Below are 21,085 nucleotides of genomic sequence, written 5' to 3' on the forward strand. Positions count from 1 at the left end.
GGTTCTCCTAGAAGAGGTGGGGAATGGAGGTGTTGAGCGCCAGGACGAAGATCGCATAGAACGCGGCCACGACGATCGCGCTCACCAGCACGGTGGAGCGCCACGTTTCGCCGCCCAAAAAGCGCATCCAGATGACGCATAGGACCAGGGCGGGCAGTTCAAAACCGATCACGGGCATGAGCGCCACCATGGCGGCGAGGGTGACGAGCCCTGTGAGGGGTGCCAGGGACATGCGGGTGAACTTCTCCGCGTCCCGGTTGTGCCGTCCGATGATCAACTGGAAGAGTCCCAGGACCACCATGACGCAGCTGATCATGAACGGCCACAGCCCGGGCTGCGGGGCCGCCGGAGTCCCCAGGCCCATCACAACGGACAGGACCAGGGCGCCGGTGCCGACGCCGACGACCACCAGGGAAGATGCCGCATTGGCGAGCGCCCCGGCGGCGGGAGGCTTTTCGTCCTCCCACTGCGCGGCGAGCTGCTCCGGCGTCAGGTCCTCCAGACGGTCGTCGGCAGGCGTGTCGGGGGCGTCCCCGCCGGAGGGGGCGGCCGGGTGGCGTCCCCCTCCGGCGGGCACTGCAGGTGTTGCCGTCACTTGGATCACTTCGTCCCGCTGAGGCTGATGTCGTACTTCTCCACCAGCGACTTGTACTTGGCGGCGTATTCCTTCCACTGGGTGACGACTTCCTCGCCGGAGATTTCTTTCGGCGTCAGCATGTTCTTCTTGTTGAATTCCTTGTACGAATCGGACTTGAAGGTCTCCTGGATGGCAGCGAGCAGCTTGTCCTTTACGTCCTTGGGGGTCCCCTTGGGAGCGGCGACAGCGCGATACTGAGCCACAGGAACGTCGTAACCGGATTCCTTGGCCGTGGGCACGTCCGGAAGGAAGGAGTTCCGCTCTTCCGAGAAGACCAGCAGCGGTGCTACCTTCCCGGCCTGGATCTGCGGCATGGCTTCACCAAGCTGGATGGTGGACACTTCGACCTGATTGCCAAGGACGGCGGTGAGGGCAGGCTTGCCGCTGTCGAACGGAACATCGGTGCCCTTGACGCCGGCCTGCTTGAAGAGGACGGTCTGCGCCAGCTGGCTGCCGGTACCCACGCCGGTGGTGCCGAAGGTGATGTTGCGTCCGGCTCCGGTCAGGTCCTTGATGCTGTTGAAGCCGGAGGCCTTGCTGGCGACCAGCACGTAGTCGTCCTGGGACAGGCCGGCGATGATGTCGAGGTCGTCGATGTTGACGGCCTCATCCGCGGTGACCGCCAGCGGGGTGATCGTGACAAGGGACGCGGTGACCAGCAGGAGGTTCTGGCCGTCGGCAGGTTTGCCGGCCACTTCCTTGGTCGCCAGGGCCCCGTTCGCGCCCGGCTTGTTCACCACAGGCATCGGGGCGCCGAGGGATTTGGACGCGCCCTCGGAGATGGCGCGGGCAATCAGGTCGGTGCTTCCGCCGGCGGCCTGGCCTACGGTGAGGTTTACGGGCCCGTTCGGATATTTTGAAGAATCGGAACTGCCGCCGGCAACATTGCCGCAGGCCGTCAGCGCCAAGAGCGTGACGGCGGATGCCGCTCCAAGTACGGTGCGGCGCGAAGGGAAGTGCATCATTGAAACTCCTCATTGATGGTCAGGGCCAGCGCCCCGGAAGCATGTGAACCGCGTCACTGCCGGTTCGCTGTGTCGAGTGTAGGGAGCGGCTATGATGCATGTCTAAGCCCAAATATGCATCGAGTGATACCGGGAAGGCATCATGTTTACCTTTGACCAGCTGGCCGGATTCATCGCGGTGGCAGAAGAACTCCACTTTGGCCGCGCAGCGGAACGCCTAAACATGACCCAGCCTCCGCTGAGCCGGCAGATCCAGAAGCTGGAGAAGACCGTTGGCGCCGAACTGCTCGAACGGGACAACCGGAGGGTCCAGCTGACCCCGGCAGGAACCGCGTTCCTCGACGAAGCCAGGCGCCTGCTGGCCCTCGCGGAACGGGCGCCGGTCACCGCCCGCCGGATCGCTTCGGGCCGCTCCGGCCTGCTGCGAATCGGCTTCACCGCCGCCAGCGGGTTCAGCATCCTGGGACCGCTGCTGGAGGAGATTTCGGCGATTCTCCCCGACGTCGACGTCGACCTGCAGGAACTGGTGACCGGCGAACAGATCCAGGCCCTGGAAACGGGAGAACTGGACCTGGGGCTGGCACGACCGCCGTTCGACAAGGACGTTTTCGATTCGCGGCTTCTGTACCGCGAATCCATGATGGTGGCGGTCCCGGCCGGCCACCGCCTGGCCCGCCGCGGCGGAATGGTTGGGAACGAGGACCTCAAGGACGAGGCCCTCATCATGCATTCGCCGCTGCAGGCCCGGTACTTCTACGACCTCGTAATCCGCATGCTGCCAGTGCAGCACGGGAACGTGGTCCACACCGTCAGCCAGATCCTGACCATGGTCTCGCTGGTGGCCGCCAAACGCGGCGTCGCCTTTGTGCCCCGCTCCGCCACGGCACTCGGCATCCAGGGGGTCGAATTCCTCCCGCTGGCCAGCAGCCATGGCGAGCCCGTGGAGCTTCATGCCATCTGGAGCCGGAAAGTGAGCAATCCCGCCCTGTCGCGGCTTCTCGGCAGCCTGGACTTCCAGCTGGACTGAAGCCGCGACCATGCACTGAAGGTATCAATGCATTCAATAATGCACTTGGACAGGCATGAGGCGCCAAACCTAGGGTGAAGGGGAACCGCACTTCCCCGCCGACTCGGCGCATATCCGGAGGACCATACCGTGGCAAAATACACACCCCAGGAACTGGCGAACGTCCTCAAGGACGGCCTGCTCTCCTTCCCCGTCACCTCGTTCGATGCTGAGCTCCAGTTCGACGAAGAGAACTACCGCAAGCACCTCGCCTGGCAGGCCAGCTTCCCGGTCGCCGGACTCTTCGCCGCGGGTGGCACCGGGGAGGGCTTCTCGCTGACCCCGACCGAGTCCGGGCGCGTTGTCCGCGCCGCCGTCGGGGAAGTCGGCAGCATCGTCCCGGTCCTGGCCTCCGCCGGCGGCTCCACCGCCCAGGCCATCGAAAACGCTCGCGCCGCCGAGGAAGCCGGCGCCGACGGCATCCTGCTGCTCCCGCCGTACCTGACCGAAGCAGACCAGGGCGGCCTGATCGACCACGTCAGCGCCATCTGCCGGTCCACCTCCCTCGGCGTCATCATCTACAACCGTGCGAACGCGATTTACAAGGACACCACGGTCGCCACGCTGGCCGACCGCCACCAGAACCTGATCGGTTTCAAGGACGGCGTCGGCGATCTCGAACACGACGCCCGGGTCTACGCCAAGCTCGGTGACCGCCTGTTCTACCTCGGCGGCCTCCCCACTGCCGAGACGTTCGCGCTCCCGCTGCTGCAGCTGGGCATGAGTACCTATTCGTCCGCCATGTACAACTTCGTGCCCCAGTTTGCCCTGGACTTCTACCAGGATGTCCGCAACCACGACCGGGTCGCCGTCAACCGGAAGCTGAACGAGTTCGTGATCCCCTACCTGGACATCCGCGACCGCGTGAAGGGCTACTCCGTCTCGATCGTCAAGGCAGGACTCGACGCGATTGGCCGCTCCGCCGGCGGGGTCCGCCCACCGCTGCAGAACCTGGCGCCCCAGGACCTCGCAGACCTCAAGTCCCTTATCGCCACCGTTTCCTAGGAGGACGCACCGTGACACTCACCGGACGCTCACTCATTGCCGGCCAGGCCGTCGCCGGGGACGGCACGACGGCGTACGCCTTCAATCCCGCCACAAACGAACGGCTCGAACCCGGCTACACGCTGCTCACCGAGGAACAGCTGAAGGACGCCACCGCAGCGGCCGCCGCGGCCTATCCCTCCTTCAGCACGCTCGACCCGGAAACCCATGCCCGGTTCCTCGAGGCCATTGCCGGGAACATCGAGGCGATCGGCGAGGAACTCATCACCCGCGCGGGCCTCGAAACCGGGCTGCCGGCCGCCAGGCTCCAGGGTGAGCGGGCGCGCACCACCGGCCAGCTCCGGCTCTTCGCCGGCGTCGTACGCCAGGGGGATTTCCGCGGGGTCCGGATCGACCCGGCGCTGCCGGACCGCGCTCCGCTGCCGCGGGCGGACATCCGGCAGCGGCAGATCCCGCTGGGTCCCGTCGCCGTTTTTGGTGCGAGCAACTTCCCGCTGGCCTTCTCGACGGCGGGCGGCGACACCGCCTCCGCCCTCGCCGCCGGCTGCCCCGTGGTTTTCAAGGCCCACAATGCGCACCCGGGCACCGGCGAACTCGTCGGCCAGGCCATCACCAAGGCCGTCCGCGACACCGGGCTGCACCCGGGCGTGTTCTCGCTGATCTACGGTCCGGGCAGCAGCATCGGCCAGGCGCTCGTCGCCGATCCGGCCATCAAGGCCGTCGGCTTCACCGGGTCGCAGTCCGCCGGCATCGCGCTGATGCGCACCGCGGCCGCCCGGCCAGAACCCATTCCTGTCTATGCGGAGATGTCCTCGCTCAACCCGGTGTTCGTCTTCCCCGGCGCTCTCGACGGCGACGCCGAAGAAATCAGCGCGCTCGCCCGGCAGTACGTTGCCGCCGTCACCGGCAGCTCCGGGCAGCTGTGCACCTCCCCCGGCCTCCTGTTCGCCCCCGCCGGTGCGGCCGGCGACGCCTTTGCCGCCGCCGTCGGCCGGGCCGTGTCCTCCTGCGCCGGGCAGACCATGCTGACCGAAGGCATCGCCGGGTCCTGGCACGCCGGAGCCGATGCCCTGGCTTCCGCCGGGAACGTCGGCGTCGTCGGGCAGGGCGCCGACGGCGCGACGATGAACGCCCCGGCTCCGGCCATCTTCGGCACGTCCGTCGCCGAATTCGTGGCCAACCCCGTCCTGCACCAAGAAATCTTCGGCGCCGCCAGCCTGGTGATCCGGTACTCCACCACCGGGGAGCTCGTCGACGCCGCCCACCGGCTCGAAGGCCAGCTCACGGCCTCCCTGCAGCTCACCGAATCGGACTACCGCGCCGCTGCCCCCCTCATCCCGGTACTGGAGCAGAAGGTCGGCCGGATCATCGTCAACGGCTGGCCGACCGGCGTCGAAGTAGGCCACGCCATGGTGCACGGCGGCCCGTTCCCCGCCACATCCGACACCCGGACAACGTCCGTGGGTACATTGGCAATCAACCGGTTCCTGCGCCCCGTCGCCTACCAGAACCTGCCACAGGAACTGCTCCCGGCGCCGCTGCAGGACCCCAACCCGTGGCGGCTGAACCGCCGGATCGACGGCGTCGTTCAAGCCCCGGCGGCAGAACAGACTGCAACAGAGAAAGCAGAGGCCAACGCGTGAGCACGCAGCCCACCATTGCCCACGTTGAAGTGGTCCCCGTTGCCGGGCACGACAGCATGCTGATGAACCTCAGCGGCGCGCACGGCCCGTTCTTCACCCGCAACATCGTTCTCATCACCGATTCGAATGGCCGCACCGGACTCGGCGAAGTGCCGGGCGGGGAAAAGATCCGCGCCACCATCGAGGAGGCCGGCGCCTTCCTGGCCGGCCAGCCGGTGGCCCGCTACCGCTCCCTGCTCCGGGACGTCGCGGCGAAGTTCGCCGACCGCGACGCCGGCGGCCGCGGCCTGCAGACCTTTGACCTGCGCACCACCGTCCATGCCGTCACCGCGATCGAATCCGCACTCCTTGACCTGCACGGTCAGTTCCTCGGCGTCCCCGTCGCGGAACTGCTCGGCGACGGCCAGCAGCGCAGCTCGGTGCCCATGCTCGGTTATCTATTCTTCATCGGCGACCCCGGCCGAACGGATTTGCCGTACCTGGTGGAGGACGCGCCGGCGGACCGGTGGGAAGAGCTCCGCCGGCGGGAGGCCATGACACCGGACGCCGTGGTGGCCCTGGCCGAGGCCGCCCAGGAACGCTACGGCTTCAGCGACTTCAAGCTCAAGGGCGGCGTGCTCTCCGGCGACGCCGAGGTGGATGTGGTGACGGCCCTGGCCGGGCGTTTCCCGGAAGCCCGGATCACCCTTGATCCCAACGGTGCCTGGCTCCTGGAGGAAGCCATCCGGCTGGGCAAACGCATGCAGGGCGTTGTGGCCTACGCCGAGGACCCCTGCGGCGCGGAGGGCCGTTTCTCCGGACGCGAGGTCATGGCCGAATTCCGCCGTGCCACCGGGCTTAGGACCGCGACGAACATGATCGCGACGGACTGGCGCGAAATGTCCCATGCCATCCGCAGCAACGCCGTGGACATCCCCCTCGCGGACCCGCATTTCTGGACCATGCACGGCTCCGTCCGGGTGGCACAGATGTGCGCCGAATTCGGCCTGACCTGGGGATCGCACTCGAACAACCACTTCGATATCTCGCTCGCCATGTTCACCCACACCGGGGCGGCCGCCCCCGGCGAGATCACGGCGCTGGACACGCACTGGATCTGGCAGGACGGCCAGGGGCTCACCAAGGACCCCCTGCAGATCAAGGACGGTGCGATCAGGGTTCCGGACGCTCCGGGCCTCGGAATCGAACTGGACCGCGACGCCCTGGACAAGGCACACCAGCTGTATCTGGAACACGGTCTCGACGCCCGCGACGACAGCATCGGCATGCAGTACTACGTTGACGGCTGGTCCTTTGATCCCAAGCGGCCCTGCCTCGTGCGCTAGAAAGCAACCATTCCTTCTGCACGGCCGGGCATCCTCCACACCAAGAGGCCCGGCCGTGCAGAGCCACGCGTACTTAGCGCGTACACAGATTATTAGAAGGACCAATCTTGGGCGGCGTTCTCACCGGCATACTGATCGTCGCCTCCGTCATCGCCGTCGGCTATCTCTCAGCCCGGCTGCGGATCCTCGGACCGGAGGTCCAGGGCGCCCTGACCCGCACCGCGTATTACATCACCAACCCGGCACTGCTGTTCACAGTGGTGGCCGGCAGCGATATCCGGGCCGCGCTCGGAACTGATGCCCCGCTGGCGCTGCTCTCCGCGGCGGCCGTGGGGCTGCTCTATGCACTGCTGAGTTTCCTGTTCTTCCGCCGGCCGGTGGCAGAGACAGCCGTCGGCGCGATGGCCAGCAGCTACGCGAACGCCAACAACATCGGGATCCCCGTCTCCCTCTACGCCGTGGGAACTGCCCAGCACGTGGCTCCCGTCCTGTTGGCCCAGATCCTCGTCCTGGCGCCGGTCTATTTGACCCTCCTGGGGCTCGCGTCGGGGTCCAGGATCTCCTGGCGGAAACTGCTGCTTCAGCCCTTAGCCAACCCCATGATTATTGCTTCCGGCCTGGGTGCGGCGGTCGCACTGACCGGCTGGACCGTTCCGGACCTGCTGCTGAAACCTGTCGACATGCTCGCCGGCGGCGCCGTCCCCATGGTGCTGCTGGCCTTCGGACTGTCCCTGGCCGGCAAGGCCCCGCTGCAAAAGGGCGACGGGCGCACTGAATCGCTCGTCGCCACCTTCCTGAAGATCGCAGGCATGCCGGTGATCGTCTGGGCGCTGGGACGCTTCGTCTTCGGCCTCGAGGGGCAGCACCTGCTGGCCATCGTGATCATGGGGGCGCTGCCCACGGCCCAGAATGTCTTCCTCTTCGCCTCCCCGTACCAGCGCGGCGTGATCGTTGCCCGGGACGTCATCCTGTGCACCACCCTGCTCTGCGCCGGCTCCCTGCTGGTCATCGCCTGGGTGCTTGGCTGACTGCGGCGCAACACTGTTCCGATACTTGTTATACAAGTATATAACTTGTAACCTAAGTTGAGCGAGGCGGAGTTGCCCCGCAGGAACTTCAGGGAGAACCATGACCAGCGTTGATCTCATCCGCCACGTAAAGCTGTCCACGGCCAGGCTTCCACTCGCCGTTCCGATCAGTGACGCGAAAGTGTTCACCGGACGCCAGAAGCCGATGACCGAGGTGGTGTTCCTCTTCGCCGAAATCACCACCGAACAGGGCCACAGCGGAATCGGCTTCAGCTACTCCAAGCGCGCCGGCGGGCCGGCCCAGTACGCCCACGCTAGGGAAGTCGCCGAAGGCATCATCGGCGAGGACCCGAACGACATCGGCCGGCTCTACACCAAACTTCTCTGGGCCGGGGCGTCCGTGGGCCGCTCCGGCGTGGCCACCCAGGCGCTGGCCGCAATTGACATCGCGCTCTACGACCTCAAGGCCAAGCGCGCCGGCCTGCCGCTGGCCAAGTTCCTGGGCGCCTACCGGGACTCCGTGCAGACCTACAACACGTCGGGCGGTTTCCTCCATGCCTCCCTGGCCGAGGTCAAGGCCCGCGCCACCGTCCTGCTGGACGAAGGCATCGGCGGCATCAAGATCAAGGTCGGCCTTCCGGACACCGCCGAGGACCTGCGCCGCGTCGCCGGCATCCGCGAGCACATTGGCTGGGACGTGCCCCTCATGGTCGACGCCAACCAGCAGTGGGACCGCGCCACCGCACTGCGGATGGGCCGCCGGCTGGAAGAATTCAACCTCGTCTGGATTGAGGAACCGCTTGACGCGTACGACTTCGAAGGCCACGCGGACCTCGCCCGCGCCCTGGACACCCCCATCGCCACGGGCGAGATGCTGGCCTCGGTCGCGGAGCACAAGGGCCTGATCAGCGCCAACGGCTGTGACATCATCCAGCCTGATGCCCCGCGCGTCGGCGGCATCACCCAATTCCTGCGCCTCGCCGCCCTGGCCGACGAGCGCGGACTCGGCCTGGCCCCGCACTTCGCCATGGAAATCCACCTCCATCTCGCCGCCGCCTACCCGCGCGAGCCCTGGGTGGAGCACTTCGACTGGCTCGATCCGCTGTTCAACGAGCGCCTCGAAACCAAGAACGGCCGCATGCTGGTCCCGGACCGCCCCGGGCTGGGCATCTCCCTCAGCGAGCAGGCGCGCGCCTGGACCACAGAATCTGTGGAATTCGGCAAGTAACCTTGAATCCATGAGCCGGAACCTGACCGCGGACCTCGCAAGCGATCTCCGCCGCCGCATCGTCGACGGCGTCATTGTGCCTGGCGCGAAGCTGCCCAGCGAAAACACCCTGATCAGCGAATTCGGCGTCAGCCGGACCGTGGTCCGTTCGGCCCTGACCCGGCTGCAGGCGGAGGGGCTCGTGGAAACCGAACGCGGGCGGGGCAGCTTTGCGCTGACCCCGCCGCCGGACGGCCCGCAGCACTCGGCCGGCAGCCGCCCCGTGGCCAGCCTGGAAGACCGCCTGTGGCAGTTGGAGTTCCGCATCGCGGTGGAGTCCGAGGCAGCCGCCCTCGCCGCCCGGAACCACACAGCCCGGCAGCTGAACGCTGTCCGGAAGGCTTTTGAAGAGTTCATGGACAGCGCGGCCCACCCGGCTCACGCCATGAAAGCCGACTACGAATTCCACCAGGCCATTGCCGCAGCCTCCGGGAACCCCTTCTACTCCGACTGCCTCGCATCCCTGGGGCCGACCATGATCGCGATGCCCCGCGCCCGGCTCGTGGGCGGCGGTGAGCCTGATGCGCGCGAGCATTTCGACCAGGTGGTGCAGGAACACGAATCAATCGTCGCCGCCATCGCGGAAGGCGACGGACCGTCGTCGTCGGCGGCGATGCGGAGCCATCTGGCAAATTCCCGACGGCGGCTGCGCGCCGCCGCTCCCGGCAACGGCTGACCCCAGGGCCCGGGCGTCGGCGGAGACCTCCAGTCCCTCAAGGTATCCATCGATGCAATTAATGTGTTGGACGGGCATTACCGCCGCCGAATAAAGTGAAGAATCGCTGTGGCGCGGGCCACAATCAACTGCCCGCCCCGGCCGACCAGCTTCGCCAATTCAAAGGAAATCTCCATGCAGTCTGTCGACAACGCTGTCACGGACGTGGCCTTGGCCACGAAGAAGTTCTTCAAGCGGGTGCTGCCCATCATGCTCGTCATGCTGGTCTGCAACCAGCTCAACCGTTCCAACATCGGCTATGCCCAGGAGCATCTGCACGCGGATGTCGGCATCGGCGCTGCCGCCTACGGGTTCGGGGCCGGGCTGTTCTTCATCGCCTACGCAATCTTCGAACTGCCCAGCAACGTGATGATGGAGAAGTACGGCGCCAAGGTCTGGCTGGCCAGGATCATGATCAGCTGGGGCATCGTCTCATTTCTGATGGTGTTCGTGCAGAACGAGACCATGTTCTATGCCCTGCGGTTCCTCCTCGGCGCAGCGGAAGCCGGCTTCTTCCCCGCCGTCATCTTCTACTTCGCCCGCTGGGTTCCGGCCGGGCAACGGGGCAAAGCAACAGCGATCTTCATCGCCGGCTCCTCGGTCGCCGCGGCACTCTCCGGCCCGATCGCCGGAATGCTGCTCAGCCTCCACGACGTCCTGGGATTTCGCGGCTGGCAGTGGCTGTTCGGCTTCGAGGGGTTGCTTTCCGTGGTTGTCGGCATCGCGGTGTTCTTCGTCCTGGACGCCAAGATCGCGGACGCCACATGGCTGACAGCGGGCGAGAAGTTTGCCCTCACCGCGGCGATTGCGGACGAGGACGCCCAGCACGCCGACGCCTCAGGCGGAAATCCCAGCGGGAAGGTCAACCGCTGGAAGATGCTCCTGAACCCGCAGATTCTCCTCCTCTGCGGCATCTACTTCTCCGTGCAGCTCTCCATCTACGCCAACACGTTCTGGCTGCCCAGCATCGTCAAGCAGATCCCGGGGACCACGGACCTGAGCGTCGGATTCCTCTCCGCCATCCCCTGGGTCTGCGCCGTGATTGCCATGTACTTCGCCGCCAAGTGGCAGGACAAGGCCAAGTCCAAACGGCCCCTCCTCGTCGCTGCTCTCCTGGTCGCCGCCGTCGGAACGCTGGCAGCCGCCGTCGCGTCCCCGGTCCTGGCCCTCGTGTTCCTGGCCATCGCCGCCATGGGATTCAAGAGCGCGTCACCGTTGTTCTGGACCATCCCCCAGTCAGGCCTGCACCCCCTCATCCTCGCGCCGGCGATTGCCATCATCAACTCGCTGGGCAACCTCGGTGGCTTCGTGGCCCCGCTTGGTTTCGGCATCATCAAGGAGCAGACCGGCAGCGTCATCCCGGGGCTCTTCGCCCTCGCAGCGGCATCGACAATCGCCGCCGCGCTCGTGTACTTCCTCAAGGAGCGCCAGACCGAAGCCGCGGCAGGGCCCACGGCTGCGCCCGAGGAGTCGTCGCCGTTAGCAGTGGCCGCCAAATAGACGGACGCAGAAAGGAAAGGCAGGCGCCCCTTCGGGCGCCTGCCTTTTCCGTCGCCTATGCCGCGCTCAGTGGCTCTTGCGTGCGTCCTGCAGGTGCCGGTCGAGCTTTTCTTCGGCTTCGCGGCGCCGCTGACCGATGATGCGCAGCTGCTGCGTGATCGGATTTCCGTAGCCATCAACGTCGCGGTGATGCGTGCCCTTCAGGCGCTCGGGGCCGGAGGGCAGGGTCAACCGCGGTTCAGTATTTTCGCCCATACCGGGATGATCCCACACTGCCCGCCGGCTGAAAAGGGACTGTTTTAGCCTCGAAAATTGGCCGGCACGCCTGGTTCACTCCCGGCTCGTGTCCCGATGCAGGTCCGTGTCGAGGGCATGGCCGCTGGCCAGCCTGGCCAGCAGGAGCCCCAGCTGCGCAGACTGTTCGTTGGTGAGCGGGGCCAGGAGTTCGGCCTCGTGCCGTTCGGCGATTCCGCGCAGTGCTCCGAGCACCTTCGTGCCCTCGGCTGTCAGCCGGAGCTCGTAGTTCCGCCGGTCGGCGCTGCTGCGCACGCGCGCCACGAGGCCCCGCGTTTCCAGCGAGTCGATGAGGGGAACAACGCGGCTCGGCACCGCTCCCAGGCGGTCGGCCAGGGACCGCTGGCTCAGCCCGGGGGTGCGGCCGAGCAGGCGGAGGACGCCCGCGTCGCTTGGGGTCAGGCCGAGCTCGCGGGTGCGTTCGGCGAAGCGTGCCGATGCCAGCGCCCCGAGCTGGGACAGCAGGAAAGCGGTTCGCTTCGGCCGCGGCGGATCCGGTGAGTCCATGCTCCAATATTACGCCATTGACAGAATCATTCAACAGGTGAATCATTTTAATTGTGACGTAATTATCGGAAAGAAGCGATCATGACCGACCTGTCCTCCCACCACACCGTTCCCTCGACGCAGTCCGGCGGTCCCAACCCGGGCATCCTGGCGGCCGTGAGTCTGGGACTCACAATCGGAGCCCTGCTCAGCAGCACGATGCTCACCAACGGGCAGACCTACGTCTCGCCCTTCTCCCCCGCCGGCCAAGTCGCGGCATATTTCCATGGAAACCCCGACGCCGTGCGGCTCGCCAGCCTGTTCCAATTCGGTTCAGCGGTACCGCTCGGCATCTTTGCGGCCACCGTTTACGCCCGGCAGCTACGGCTTGGCGTGCGCGTCCCCGGGCCCGCAATCGGCTTCTTTGGCGGCATCACCGCCTCGGTGTTCCTCATGGCCTCGGCCGCCGTGGGGTGGGTCCTGAGCCGCCCGGAAATCACCACCGACGTGACGCTGACCCACGCACTGTCGTTTCTCGCGTTCATCACCGGCGGCGTCGCCTATGTCGTCGGCCTGGGTCTCCTCGTCGCCGGAATCGCCGTCCCCGCCCTCATCCTGCGCTTCGTGCCGCGCTGGCTGGCCTGGGCTGGTCTGGTGATCGCCGCCCTGTCCGAGCTGAGCTTCCTCTCCATGGTGATCGAGCCGCTCCAGTTCCTGCTGCCCGTCGGGCGGTTCGGCGGACTCCTCTGGCTCGTTGCGGTCGGATTCCTGTTGCCGCGGAGCCGGGCTGCCGCGAATCGACGGGAACCCTGAGCCTCTCGAACTGGCTTGCCCGGCCTAGGCACCCTCCCCGGAGACGCCGCCGAGCACGCCTCCGTCCGTGCGGCCATATCGCACGCGCTCAGTGGGACGATGATGCAGGAGGGGTTGGCGGGCGGCCGAACGGCGACCTGGCGACCGTCCGGCGCCTGGCCTCGATGGCTGCGCGGGCGTTTCCGCCGCCGCTTCATCCGTGACGAGTGTCAGGTCGGTTCGCCGGCCCTGGGCAGCTTCTTCCCGGAGCGCGATCAGGTGTTCCGCCAGCGCAACTTCCGGCCGGCCCGGGTTGGCCTGCAGCAAACGGCACAGCTGATCCCGGGCACGGGCCTGCCCCGGCGAAGAATCAGACAACACTTCGGCGATGATCTCGGCGGCCTGCAGGCGTATCCCCCGCGCCCGGCTGTCCTCCGGCTCGTTGACCAACGCGTCCGTGGGTGTGTGTCCGTGTGAGGGTTCCGCACGGGACGACAACTCAATGGACATTGGCATTCCTTTGTTCCCGTTCCGGCAGAGCCCGGAACCGGCCACGATCCCGAGAGCCCTGCGTACATTCCTGGAGCCGGCGGGGCGGAAGACCGTGAAGACACTTTACAACGGGAAAGACCGGTCTGTCTCGGGTCGGGGGCGGATTTGATGGCGGCGCCGGGCCTTGTGGCAATGCTTAATCGCGGCTCTGGATGACTTCCTGCAGCCATGCGATTGCGTCGGTCCTGGATGTAAAGAACTCGTGCGGGTACTTGGTCTCCCGGCTCGTGGCGGAAGCGATGACCCTGTCGACTGTGCTGGATCCGAGGACCGCGATGGCCACCACGCCCCTGCTCTGTGCGAACTGGTATCTGGCCGCCGCGCTGAACTCCACGTCGGTCATCTCGGAGAGCATTGGCATCGGCGTCCCGCCACTGATCCGGTCCACGGCAAGCATGGCGTCCCGGGCGTCGTCGGCGTCCACAAAGGAACCCGGGCGCCAGAGGCTCTTGAGTATCCCTGCATCGACGCTGAGCGAGTTCTTCCCGTCAGCGGCGTCGATTGGTCCCTGCATCATTCCGTTGATCCTAGGCCCGAACTGCGGCGGCGCCCCGCACCGCGCCCATGGGATGGCCGGCGAACGCCGCACGGCGTGGATTCTGCCCCCGACTGTGGAACAACCGCGGGGTGCCGTACGTTGCACTTAGCCTAGTTAAGACTCGAGAAACGAGAACAAGCCAAGTGGCAACCGATTACGACGAAGTCCGCTCGGACGTCAAGGAAACCCAGGAAAACTCCCTGGAAGCACTGCAGTCCGCCAACGCGCCGGACGCCCGCAGCGTCGTCCAGGAACTCGACGAGGCCGACGGGCTGGATGGGGCCGGAGTCCCCGGCGGCGAGTTCATTGCAGAAGAGCTGATTGTCCAGGTCATCCCGCAGGCTAACGACGAGTTCACCTGCAGCTCCTGCTTCCTGGTCCGGCACCGTTCCCAGATCGCCCGGCAGTCTGGCAACGATATCTACTGCACGGACTGCGAGGGCTAAGAGACAGACTGCCCTGGCCGAGGCCGCCGGCGCGAGAGCGTGGTCCCCCGCTGACGCGTTGTTTCGGACAGATCATCGGCAGGCTTTCGCCGGCCTCCTGCCATTCCCTCGGACAGGTACCAAGGTTTTCCAAAGTTGCTGTGGGGATCATGGGCGACATTCCACAACGGCATTGGGGGCGCGGTCATGAGGCAGCACTTCAGAAGGCTCCTGCGCCGTGCAGCGGTCATCGTCGTGCTGGCCGTGGCCAGCGCCGGCGCAATCAGCGGGACTGCGCAGGCCGCCCCCAGTCACGACAGCCCCCGTTACACGGCGGGCGCTCCCGGCAGCGGCGACGAGTACTTCCCGTTCGCCGGCAACGGCGGCTACGACGTCCTGAACTACGACCTCGCGCTCCGCTATGCGCCACCGACCAATCCCGCGGTGCTCGCAGGCCGCCTCAGCGGGGTCGCGACTGTCACCGTCCGTGCAAAGCAGAACCTGGAGTCGCTCAACTTCGACCTGCGCGGCCTCGGCGTCACCTCGGTCCAGATCGACGGCAAAACCGCCAAGTGGTCCCAAGTGCAAAACGACGCGAACCGGACCTGGGAACTCACCATCGGGCTGCGGCCGAAGCTGAAGGCCGGACAGACGACGTCGATCGTGATCGAGTACGGCGGAATCACCGGCCGGCCGCTCGACACGACCGGGGCGCTCTACGGTTGGGTCACCACCGCTGACGGCGCCATGGTCGTCAACGAGCCCGAGGGTGCGGCGACCTGGTACCCCGTGAATGACGACCCTGAAGACAAGGCGACCTACACGTTCCGCATCACGGTGCCGGCGGGGAAGACGGCTGTGGCGAACGGCCTGCCTGTCGGCAGGCCGGCGACGAAGGCCGGATGGACCACATGGACGTGGAAGGCCTCGGACCCGATGGCCAGCTACTTGTCGACGGCGAACATCGGCGACTTTGCCCTGTCCTACGACGTCGGTCCGCACGGGCTGCCCATCATCAACGCGATCGACGCGGACGTGACGGGCGCGGCACTGGCCGAGACGAAGGCGTCGCTTGCGTTGCAGCCCAAGATGATCGCATTCCTTGAGGGCCAGTTCGGTCGGTACCCGTTCGAGGCCTTCGGCGCGATCGTCGACGACGACACGGTCGACTATGCGCTGGAGACGCAGACGCGGCCGGTCTACTCGGAGGTCGCGGACGAATACACGGTGGTGCACGAACTCGGGCACCAGTGGTTCGGAAACGCGGTGAGCCCGTCCGACTGGCAAGACATCTGGCTGAACGAGGGCTGGGCGACGTACATCGAGTGGCTGTGGGCCGAGCACCAAGGCACGGCCACGATGCCGGAACAGTTCGGGGACGCGGTGACATACCTCGACGCGAACAACCGCTGGGCGCTCAACATCGCAGACCCGGGCCGCGACAACTTGTTCGCGGGCCAGGTCTACCTCCGCGGGGCGGCTGCCCTCTACGCGCTGCGCGCTGAGATCGGCGACGCGGCATTCCTCCGCGGCACCCGGATGTGGTTGAGCCGCTACAACGACTCGACGGCGACGACGGAAGACTTCGAAGCCGTGATGGAAAAGACCTCGGGCCAGCCGCTCGACGCGTTCTTTGACGACTGGCTGCGCCAAGGCGACCGCCCGGCGATGCCACAGCAAGCGGTAGCGAAAACTCACGTGATTCCAGGACCGGCCCCGACGCATTCCCACAACACGCCAAGGACCACACTCCGGTAGCGGAGGGCTCCTGGACGGCCGTGGACACCAGGTGTACCAACCGGAACCCTCGACACCTTGCTGGCTGGTGGAGCCTCAGGCGCGCGGGCGCATGAGCGGTGGGTTGAGCACGGCCCGTACTGGCTGACCTGCTGCCTGGCGGGCTGCTTCAGCGAGCCGGAAGAGCGCGGCAGGGCGGCCGGCGTCCCCTGTCGTCATCCGCCCGGTGTCTTCCAGGAAACCAGGCGTTCCCGTGGCCTTGCGGTGGAAGTTCCGGGGGTCCAGCCGCGTGCCCCAGACGGCCTCGTACACGGCCCGGAGCTGGGCAATGGTGAACTCGTCTCCGCAGAAGGCCGCCCCCAACGGCGAATATTCGAGCTTTGATTTCGCCCGCTCCAAGGCGTCGACGAGGATCCGCTCGTGGTCGAACGCGAGCTGCAATTCGCCGTCCAGCACCTGGCTGACCGGGTACCAGGCAGCGTGCTCGGCGTCGCTCCCGGCGGACAGGACGGGGAAGTTTGGCGCGAGCAGCAGGTGCGCCACCGTGAGTACATCCCCCCGTGGGTCGCGGCCCTTCGGGCCGTAGCTCCCCAGTTGTTCCAGATGGCCAGGAACCCCCACGACGCCGGTTTCCTCGGTCAGCTCACGGCCCGCCGCCGTCGCCAGGTCCTCCCCCGCCAGCACGAAACCGCCGGGCAGGGCGAGCCTGCCGCGGAAGGGCTCAATGAGGCGGGTGATGAGCAGGACCTTCAGGACGTCGTCGGTCACGGTGAGGGCGACGACGTCGACGGTCACCGGGAAGCGCGCGGGCGCCGGGTGGGATTCAGGCATGAACCCATCGTAGATATTTATCGTCATATTGACAATAAATCGGGCAAGGCCCTACAGTTCAGTTATCGTCAAATTGACGAGAACACTGAATGGTTTAGGAGAATCCCATGGCCAGCATCAAGCGCTACCCCTGGATCAGCCACTTCCTGGGCAGCCCCACCGGCTATGTCGTCCACCTGCAGAAGGGCGAGGTCAGGCACCAGGGAGTCGGCCAGGCCTTCTGGTTCCGGCCGGCTAACTCAGTGCTCAGCGAGGTTCCCGTGGATGATCAGGAACTGCCCACCCTCTTCCACGCCATCACCCGTGACCACCAAGACGTCAGCGTCCAGGCCAACGTGACCTACCGCTTCATCGACCCGGTGGCCGTCTCCAACCGGCTGGACTTCGGCCTCCAGCCGGCCGGCGCGGCGCCGGCGACCGGGAAGGAGCAGGTGGCCACGATTATCGGCCAGCTGTGCCAGAGCCACGCCATTGACCAGATCGCCACCACGACGCTGGCCGAGGCGCTGGAACGCGGAGTCAGCCAGCTCCGCAACGTCCTCACCGAGGCCCTGCGCGCTGACACCCGGCTCCTGTCCACCGGCATCGAGATCCTTGGGGTGCAGGTCCTGGCGGTCCGGCCGGAGTCCGACGTCGAACGGGCCCTGCAGACGCCGGTCCGTGAACAGCTCCAGGCCGAAGCAGACCGCGCCGTCTACGAACGCCGGGCAGTCGCCGTCGAGCGCGAACGGACCATCTCCGAGAACGAGATGGCGAGCCAGATCGAACTGGCCACCAGGCGCGAACACCTGGTCGCCCAGGAAGGCGCCAACGCTCGGCGCCAGGCCGAGGAAAAGGCCGCAGCGGGACTCATCGAGGCGGAGGCTTCGGCCGAACGCAAAGGCATCGGCGCCTCCGCCGAAGCGAACCAGATCCGGCTCGTAGGCCAGGCGGCAGCGGCGCGTGAGGCCGCCACCATGGAGGTCTACAGCGGCATGGAACAGGCCACTCTGCTGGCTCTGGCCCTGCGCGACGCAGCCGGATCACTGCCCAACATCGGCAACCTCACCATCACGCCAGACCTGCTCAGCGGGGCACTTGCCGGGCTGTTCAGGGAGCCCGCGGGCGGCGCGGTTCCGGCTGCTGCCGCCGGCGCGGTGGCAAGCACCGCCGGCAGCTTCGAGAACTAGGCTCCTGACATGGCAAACCCCCGCCTCGTCATCGTCCACCGGCGGACCGAACTCCAGGAACTCCTGGACCGGCACGCCACCCGCGGCCAGGCCGAATTCTTCCTCCGCACCCGCGGCCGCACCCTCCAAGACGTGCAGGAGCGCCACGACCGGCTCAACGCAGCACTGGCGACAGTCCGCGCCGCAGTTCCGGCCGAATGGCGGCACGCAGAAGTGGAACGCGCGGACCTCAGCAGGTTCCTGCTCACACCGGAGGACGTCATCGCCGTTGTCGGTCAGGACGGGCTTGTGGCCAACACGGCGAAGTACCTCAACTCCCAGCCCGTCATCGGGGTCGACCCGGAACCGGAAGCAAACCCAGGCGTCCTGGTTCGACACACACCCAAGGCGGCAGCCAGGCTCCTGCACGAGGCCGCTGCGGCCGGGACTGCGGAGCGGCTGCAGTGCCAGGAACTCGCGACTGTGACGGCACGGCTCGACGACGGGCAGGAACTCTCGGGGCTCAACGAGGTTTTCATCGGGCACGCCTCCCACCAGTCGGCCCGGTACCGGCTCACGACCCCGGCGGGCCGGGCCGAGCGCCACTCTTCGTCGGGACTGATCGTCTCGACGGGCACGGGCGCCACGGGCTGGTGCGCATCCATCGCCCTCGACCGCGGCGGACGCCCCCTGCCGGCGCCAACAGACCCCCGACTGGCATGGTTCGTCCGGGAGGCATGGCCCTCCCCCATCACCGGAACCTCCTTGACCGAGGGGGTCCTGGAGGCAGGCGAAACACTCCGAGTCACTGTTGCATCCGACCAGCTCGTGGTGTTCGGTGACGGGATGGAAGATGACCGCCTCACCGCATCCTGGGGACAGGAAATCACGGTCCAGTTGGGCGCACGGCCGCTCCGGCTGGTGGGGTAAGAGCCCCGCTGACGCCCCTTCCCCGACTTCCCCAAGCTGCGCTGCCTACCTCCGCGACGCCTTAAGGGCCATCGCGGATCCGCCGCCGCGCCGCACGGGCTCGGCGGCTGCGACCATGCCGCCATCGGGCAGGAACTCGATGGCGGTCGCGGCGCCGATCTCCGCTGCCGAGGTGAACGCATCCCCCGACGGCGTGAACTGATGGCCAAAGGGTGCCAACTGGCTGCCGTACTTGGCGATGAACTCCGGCTCGGCCGTGACCTTGGCCGCGTTCCGTTGCGAGGCCCGCGGTGCCGCGATCGCCTCGGAGATGGTCATGCCCAGGTCCACCCGGTTCAGGATGGTCTGCAGGACGGTGGTGATGATGGTCGATCCGCCGGGCGAGCCGAGGGCGAGGAACGGTTTGCCCTCCTTGAGGATGATGGTCGGCGACATGGACGAGCGCGGGCGCTTTCCCGGCTCGATCCGGTTCGGGTCGGCCGGGTCGTAGACGGTCGAGAAGTCGGTCAGCTCGTTGTTGAGCAGGAAGCCGCGGCCGGGGACCACCATGCCGGACCCGCCGGTCTGCTCGATCGTGAGCGTGTAGTCCACCACGTTCCCCCACTTGTCCGCGACCGTCAGGTTGGTCGTCGAGATGTTCTCCGTGTCCTTCTCGACCGCAGGCGCGACGGCGGCGGCCGGGCACGCGCCGTCGTACGCGGACACGTCCCCCGGCGCAACAGGCTTCGCTGCCGCGTGCAGCGGGTCGATCCGGCAGGCGCGCTCCTTGCCGAACAGAGGGTCAGTGAGCGCGGCGGTGGGGACGCCTACAAACGCGGGGTCACCCACGTACTTGCCACGGTCCGCGAAGGCAAGCGCGCTGGCCTCGAGGTAGTGATGTAGGGCGCCCGGAGTGGACATCCCGGACAGGTTGGAGGGGTCCAGGATGTTCAGCGCCTCGCCCACCGTGGTGCCGCCGCTGCTGGAGGGCGCCATGCCGTAGACGTCCAGGTCGCGGTAGTCCACGTGCGTGGGCGCCTGGTCAAGGGCGCGGTATGCGGCGAGATCCGCGGTCGTCAGGTGGCCTGCCGGAACGGGCAGTTTTGTTTTAGAAGTCTTAGGTGGAGCCTGCACCGTGGCCGCGATCTCGGCGGCAAGCGGTCCGCTGTAGAAGCCGCTGGTGCCCTTTTTCGCGAGGAGCCGGTATGTCTCGGCGAGGTCGTGGTTTTGGAAGACACTGCCGACGGCGGGGGCGTCGCCGCCCGGGAGGTAGAGGCTGCTGGTCGAGGTAAAGGCCTCGAACCGGGCCTTGTTGTCGAGGGTCTGCTGGCGGAACGTCTTGTCGACCACGAACCCGCGGGTCGCCACGTTGATGGCAGGTTTCAGGGCCTCGCCGAGACTCAACGTGCCCCACCGGTCCAGGGCACGCGCCCACGTGGCCGGGGTGCCCGGGACGCCAACGGAGACGCCGCTTGTGACGAGCTCGGGAGTGAAGTTGTACGGCTTGCCGGTCGCCGGGTCGATGAACGCGTCGTGCGGCATGCCTGCCGGCGCGGTCTCGCGGCCATCGATCGTGCCTACCTTGCCGGTCTTCGCGTCGTAGAACACGAAGTAGCCCCCGCCGCCGATTCCGGCACTGTAGGGCTCAGTCACACCAAGGGTCGCGGCTGCGGCGACGGCGGCGTCCGCCGCGTTGCCGCCCTTGCGGAGGACCTCGATCGCCGCAGCGGACGCCTCCGGGTCCACGGTGCTCACCGCACCGCCGTACCCAGTGGCGGTTGACGTCTTTGCGATTTCCCGCGGATCGGCCTGCGCAGGGGCGAGGACGCCGCCCGTCACGCTCAATGCCAGGGCCGCCGTGACAGCCACCAGCCCTCGTGTCATATGTGCCATGATCGCTCCCGAGTCCGTGTTACGCCTGTTGACAGTTCCTGTCACGCTACTACGCGGGCGTGCGACACTCAACACTCGTGGACGGCATCCTCTGCCCTTTCGCAGCCGTCAGAAGTGGCTGCCGGGTGCTCGGTGGCGTCGGCGGGGTCCGGGGCGCGGCGTGCACTCCCGGTCAACCCCGCGCCCGGCATTTCCAGCCGCTCCCGGCACTCCGCCCGCGTTGGTCGTTGGCGGCTTGCCGCAACTGAAATCCGCGGACGTAAGTCAGCGCCTTAGGCATGTGGCTGGAAGACCGGTCTCATCAAAAATTGTCGGTGCCTCGTGATTTG

General features: G+C 67.0%; 21 protein-coding genes. 13 read left to right on the plus strand and 8 right to left on the minus strand.

Going from position 1 to position 21,085, the window contains the following annotated elements:
* Positions 1-7: 7 nt before the first annotated feature.
* Positions 8-595: a tripartite tricarboxylate transporter TctB family protein gene (locus C566_RS0105140; protein ID WP_155846735.1), complete on the minus strand. Its 588-nt coding sequence runs from the start codon at positions 593-595 to the stop codon at positions 8-10.
* Between the two features lie 5 nt (positions 596-600).
* Positions 601-1,602, minus strand: a complete 1,002-nt coding sequence (locus C566_RS0105145) for a Bug family tripartite tricarboxylate transporter substrate binding protein (RefSeq protein WP_018773272.1) — start codon at positions 1,600-1,602, stop codon at positions 601-603.
* Between the two features lie 142 nt (positions 1,603-1,744).
* Here C566_RS0105145 and C566_RS0105150 point away from each other — a divergent pair, with 142 nt between their 5' ends.
* The 8 genes from C566_RS0105150 (at position 1,745) to C566_RS20865 (ending at position 11,151) form a co-directional block, all read left to right on the plus strand.
* The gene (locus C566_RS0105150; protein WP_018773273.1) at positions 1,745-2,629 is read left to right on the plus strand and encodes a LysR family transcriptional regulator; all 885 of its coding nucleotides are present in this window, start codon (positions 1,745-1,747) and stop codon (positions 2,627-2,629) included.
* 129 nt (positions 2,630-2,758) lie between these two features.
* Positions 2,759-3,673: a 5-dehydro-4-deoxyglucarate dehydratase gene (kdgD, locus tag C566_RS0105155; protein WP_018773274.1), complete on the plus strand. Its 915-nt coding sequence runs from the start codon at positions 2,759-2,761 to the stop codon at positions 3,671-3,673.
* Positions 3,674-3,684: 11 nt separating this feature from the next.
* Positions 3,685-5,316 carry an aldehyde dehydrogenase (NADP(+)) gene (locus C566_RS20860; RefSeq protein ID WP_018773275.1) on the plus strand — a complete coding sequence of 544 codons (1,632 nt, stop codon included), beginning with the start codon at positions 3,685-3,687 and terminating at the stop codon, positions 5,314-5,316.
* Positions 5,313-6,641 (plus strand): enolase C-terminal domain-like protein, encoded by a 1,329-nt coding sequence (locus C566_RS0105165; protein ID WP_018773276.1) that lies wholly within the window; start codon positions 5,313-5,315, stop codon positions 6,639-6,641. The genes C566_RS20860 and C566_RS0105165 overlap by 4 nt, the downstream gene beginning before the upstream one ends.
* A gap of 107 nt (positions 6,642-6,748) precedes the next feature.
* Positions 6,749-7,669 carry an AEC family transporter gene (locus C566_RS0105170; protein ID WP_018773277.1) on the plus strand — a complete coding sequence of 307 codons (921 nt, stop codon included), beginning with the start codon at positions 6,749-6,751 and terminating at the stop codon, positions 7,667-7,669.
* 100 nt (positions 7,670-7,769) lie between these two features.
* A complete protein-coding gene (locus tag C566_RS0105175; protein WP_018773278.1) occupies positions 7,770-8,897 on the plus strand; it encodes an L-talarate/galactarate dehydratase in 1,128 nt (375 codons plus the stop codon).
* Between the two features lie 10 nt (positions 8,898-8,907).
* Positions 8,908-9,612: a FadR/GntR family transcriptional regulator gene (locus C566_RS0105180; RefSeq protein WP_018773279.1), complete on the plus strand. Its 705-nt coding sequence runs from the start codon at positions 8,908-8,910 to the stop codon at positions 9,610-9,612.
* A 174-nt stretch (positions 9,613-9,786) separates the two neighbouring features.
* Entirely contained in the window at positions 9,787-11,151 is a 1,365-nt protein-coding gene (locus C566_RS20865; protein ID WP_043466150.1) for an MFS transporter, read from the plus strand.
* 66 nt (positions 11,152-11,217) lie between these two features.
* Here C566_RS20865 and C566_RS20870 read toward each other — a convergent pair whose 3' ends face one another.
* Positions 11,218-11,406, minus strand: coding sequence for a hypothetical protein (locus C566_RS20870; protein ID WP_018773281.1), 189 nt, complete (start codon positions 11,404-11,406; stop codon positions 11,218-11,220).
* Positions 11,407-11,481: 75 nt separating this feature from the next.
* Positions 11,482-11,952, minus strand: coding sequence for a MarR family winged helix-turn-helix transcriptional regulator (locus tag C566_RS0105195; RefSeq protein ID WP_018773282.1), 471 nt, complete (start codon positions 11,950-11,952; stop codon positions 11,482-11,484).
* An 81-nt stretch (positions 11,953-12,033) separates the two neighbouring features.
* On the opposite strand from C566_RS0105195, the gene C566_RS0105200 reads away from it, so the two are divergent.
* Positions 12,034-12,744, plus strand: a complete 711-nt coding sequence (locus C566_RS0105200) for a hypothetical protein (protein WP_018773283.1) — start codon at positions 12,034-12,036, stop codon at positions 12,742-12,744.
* A gap of 24 nt (positions 12,745-12,768) precedes the next feature.
* Here the strand turns inward: C566_RS0105200 and C566_RS22895 are convergent, their stop codons facing one another.
* Both C566_RS22895 and C566_RS20880 read right to left on the minus strand, forming a co-directional pair.
* Positions 12,769-13,233 carry a hypothetical protein gene (locus C566_RS22895; protein WP_043465742.1) on the minus strand — a complete coding sequence of 155 codons (465 nt, stop codon included), beginning with the start codon at positions 13,231-13,233 and terminating at the stop codon, positions 12,769-12,771.
* Between the two features lie 178 nt (positions 13,234-13,411).
* Positions 13,412-13,792: a DUF7793 family protein gene (locus tag C566_RS20880; protein WP_018773285.1), complete on the minus strand. Its 381-nt coding sequence runs from the start codon at positions 13,790-13,792 to the stop codon at positions 13,412-13,414.
* Positions 13,793-13,956: 164 nt separating this feature from the next.
* On the opposite strand from C566_RS20880, the gene C566_RS0105215 reads away from it, so the two are divergent.
* The gene (locus C566_RS0105215; RefSeq protein WP_018773286.1) at positions 13,957-14,259 is read left to right on the plus strand and encodes a DUF4193 domain-containing protein; all 303 of its coding nucleotides are present in this window, start codon (positions 13,957-13,959) and stop codon (positions 14,257-14,259) included.
* Between the two features lie 186 nt (positions 14,260-14,445).
* A complete protein-coding gene (locus tag C566_RS0105220) occupies positions 14,446-15,996 on the plus strand; it encodes a M1 family metallopeptidase (RefSeq protein ID WP_018773287.1) in 1,551 nt (516 codons plus the stop codon).
* A 75-nt stretch (positions 15,997-16,071) separates the two neighbouring features.
* Here C566_RS0105220 and C566_RS0105225 read toward each other — a convergent pair whose 3' ends face one another.
* A complete protein-coding gene (locus C566_RS0105225) occupies positions 16,072-16,806 on the minus strand; it encodes an NUDIX domain-containing protein (RefSeq protein ID WP_018773288.1) in 735 nt (244 codons plus the stop codon).
* Positions 16,807-16,913: 107 nt separating this feature from the next.
* Between C566_RS0105225 and C566_RS0105230 the strand changes: the two genes are divergently transcribed.
* Complete coding sequence (locus C566_RS0105230; protein WP_018773289.1) at positions 16,914-17,975, plus strand: SPFH domain-containing protein; 1,062 nt, start codon at positions 16,914-16,916, stop codon at positions 17,973-17,975.
* Between the two features lie 9 nt (positions 17,976-17,984).
* Positions 17,985-18,884, plus strand: a complete 900-nt coding sequence (locus C566_RS0105235; RefSeq protein WP_018773290.1) for an NAD(+)/NADH kinase — start codon at positions 17,985-17,987, stop codon at positions 18,882-18,884.
* 45 nt (positions 18,885-18,929) lie between these two features.
* Here the strand turns inward: C566_RS0105235 and ggt are convergent, their stop codons facing one another.
* Positions 18,930-20,756, minus strand: coding sequence for a gamma-glutamyltransferase (ggt, locus tag C566_RS0105240; RefSeq protein ID WP_026266400.1), 1,827 nt, complete (start codon positions 20,754-20,756; stop codon positions 18,930-18,932).
* Positions 20,757-21,085: the final 329 nt, after the last annotated feature.

This window comes from Arthrobacter sp. 131MFCol6.1 (assembly GCF_000374925.1).
Classification (GTDB): Bacteria; Actinomycetota; Actinomycetes; order Actinomycetales; family Micrococcaceae; genus Arthrobacter.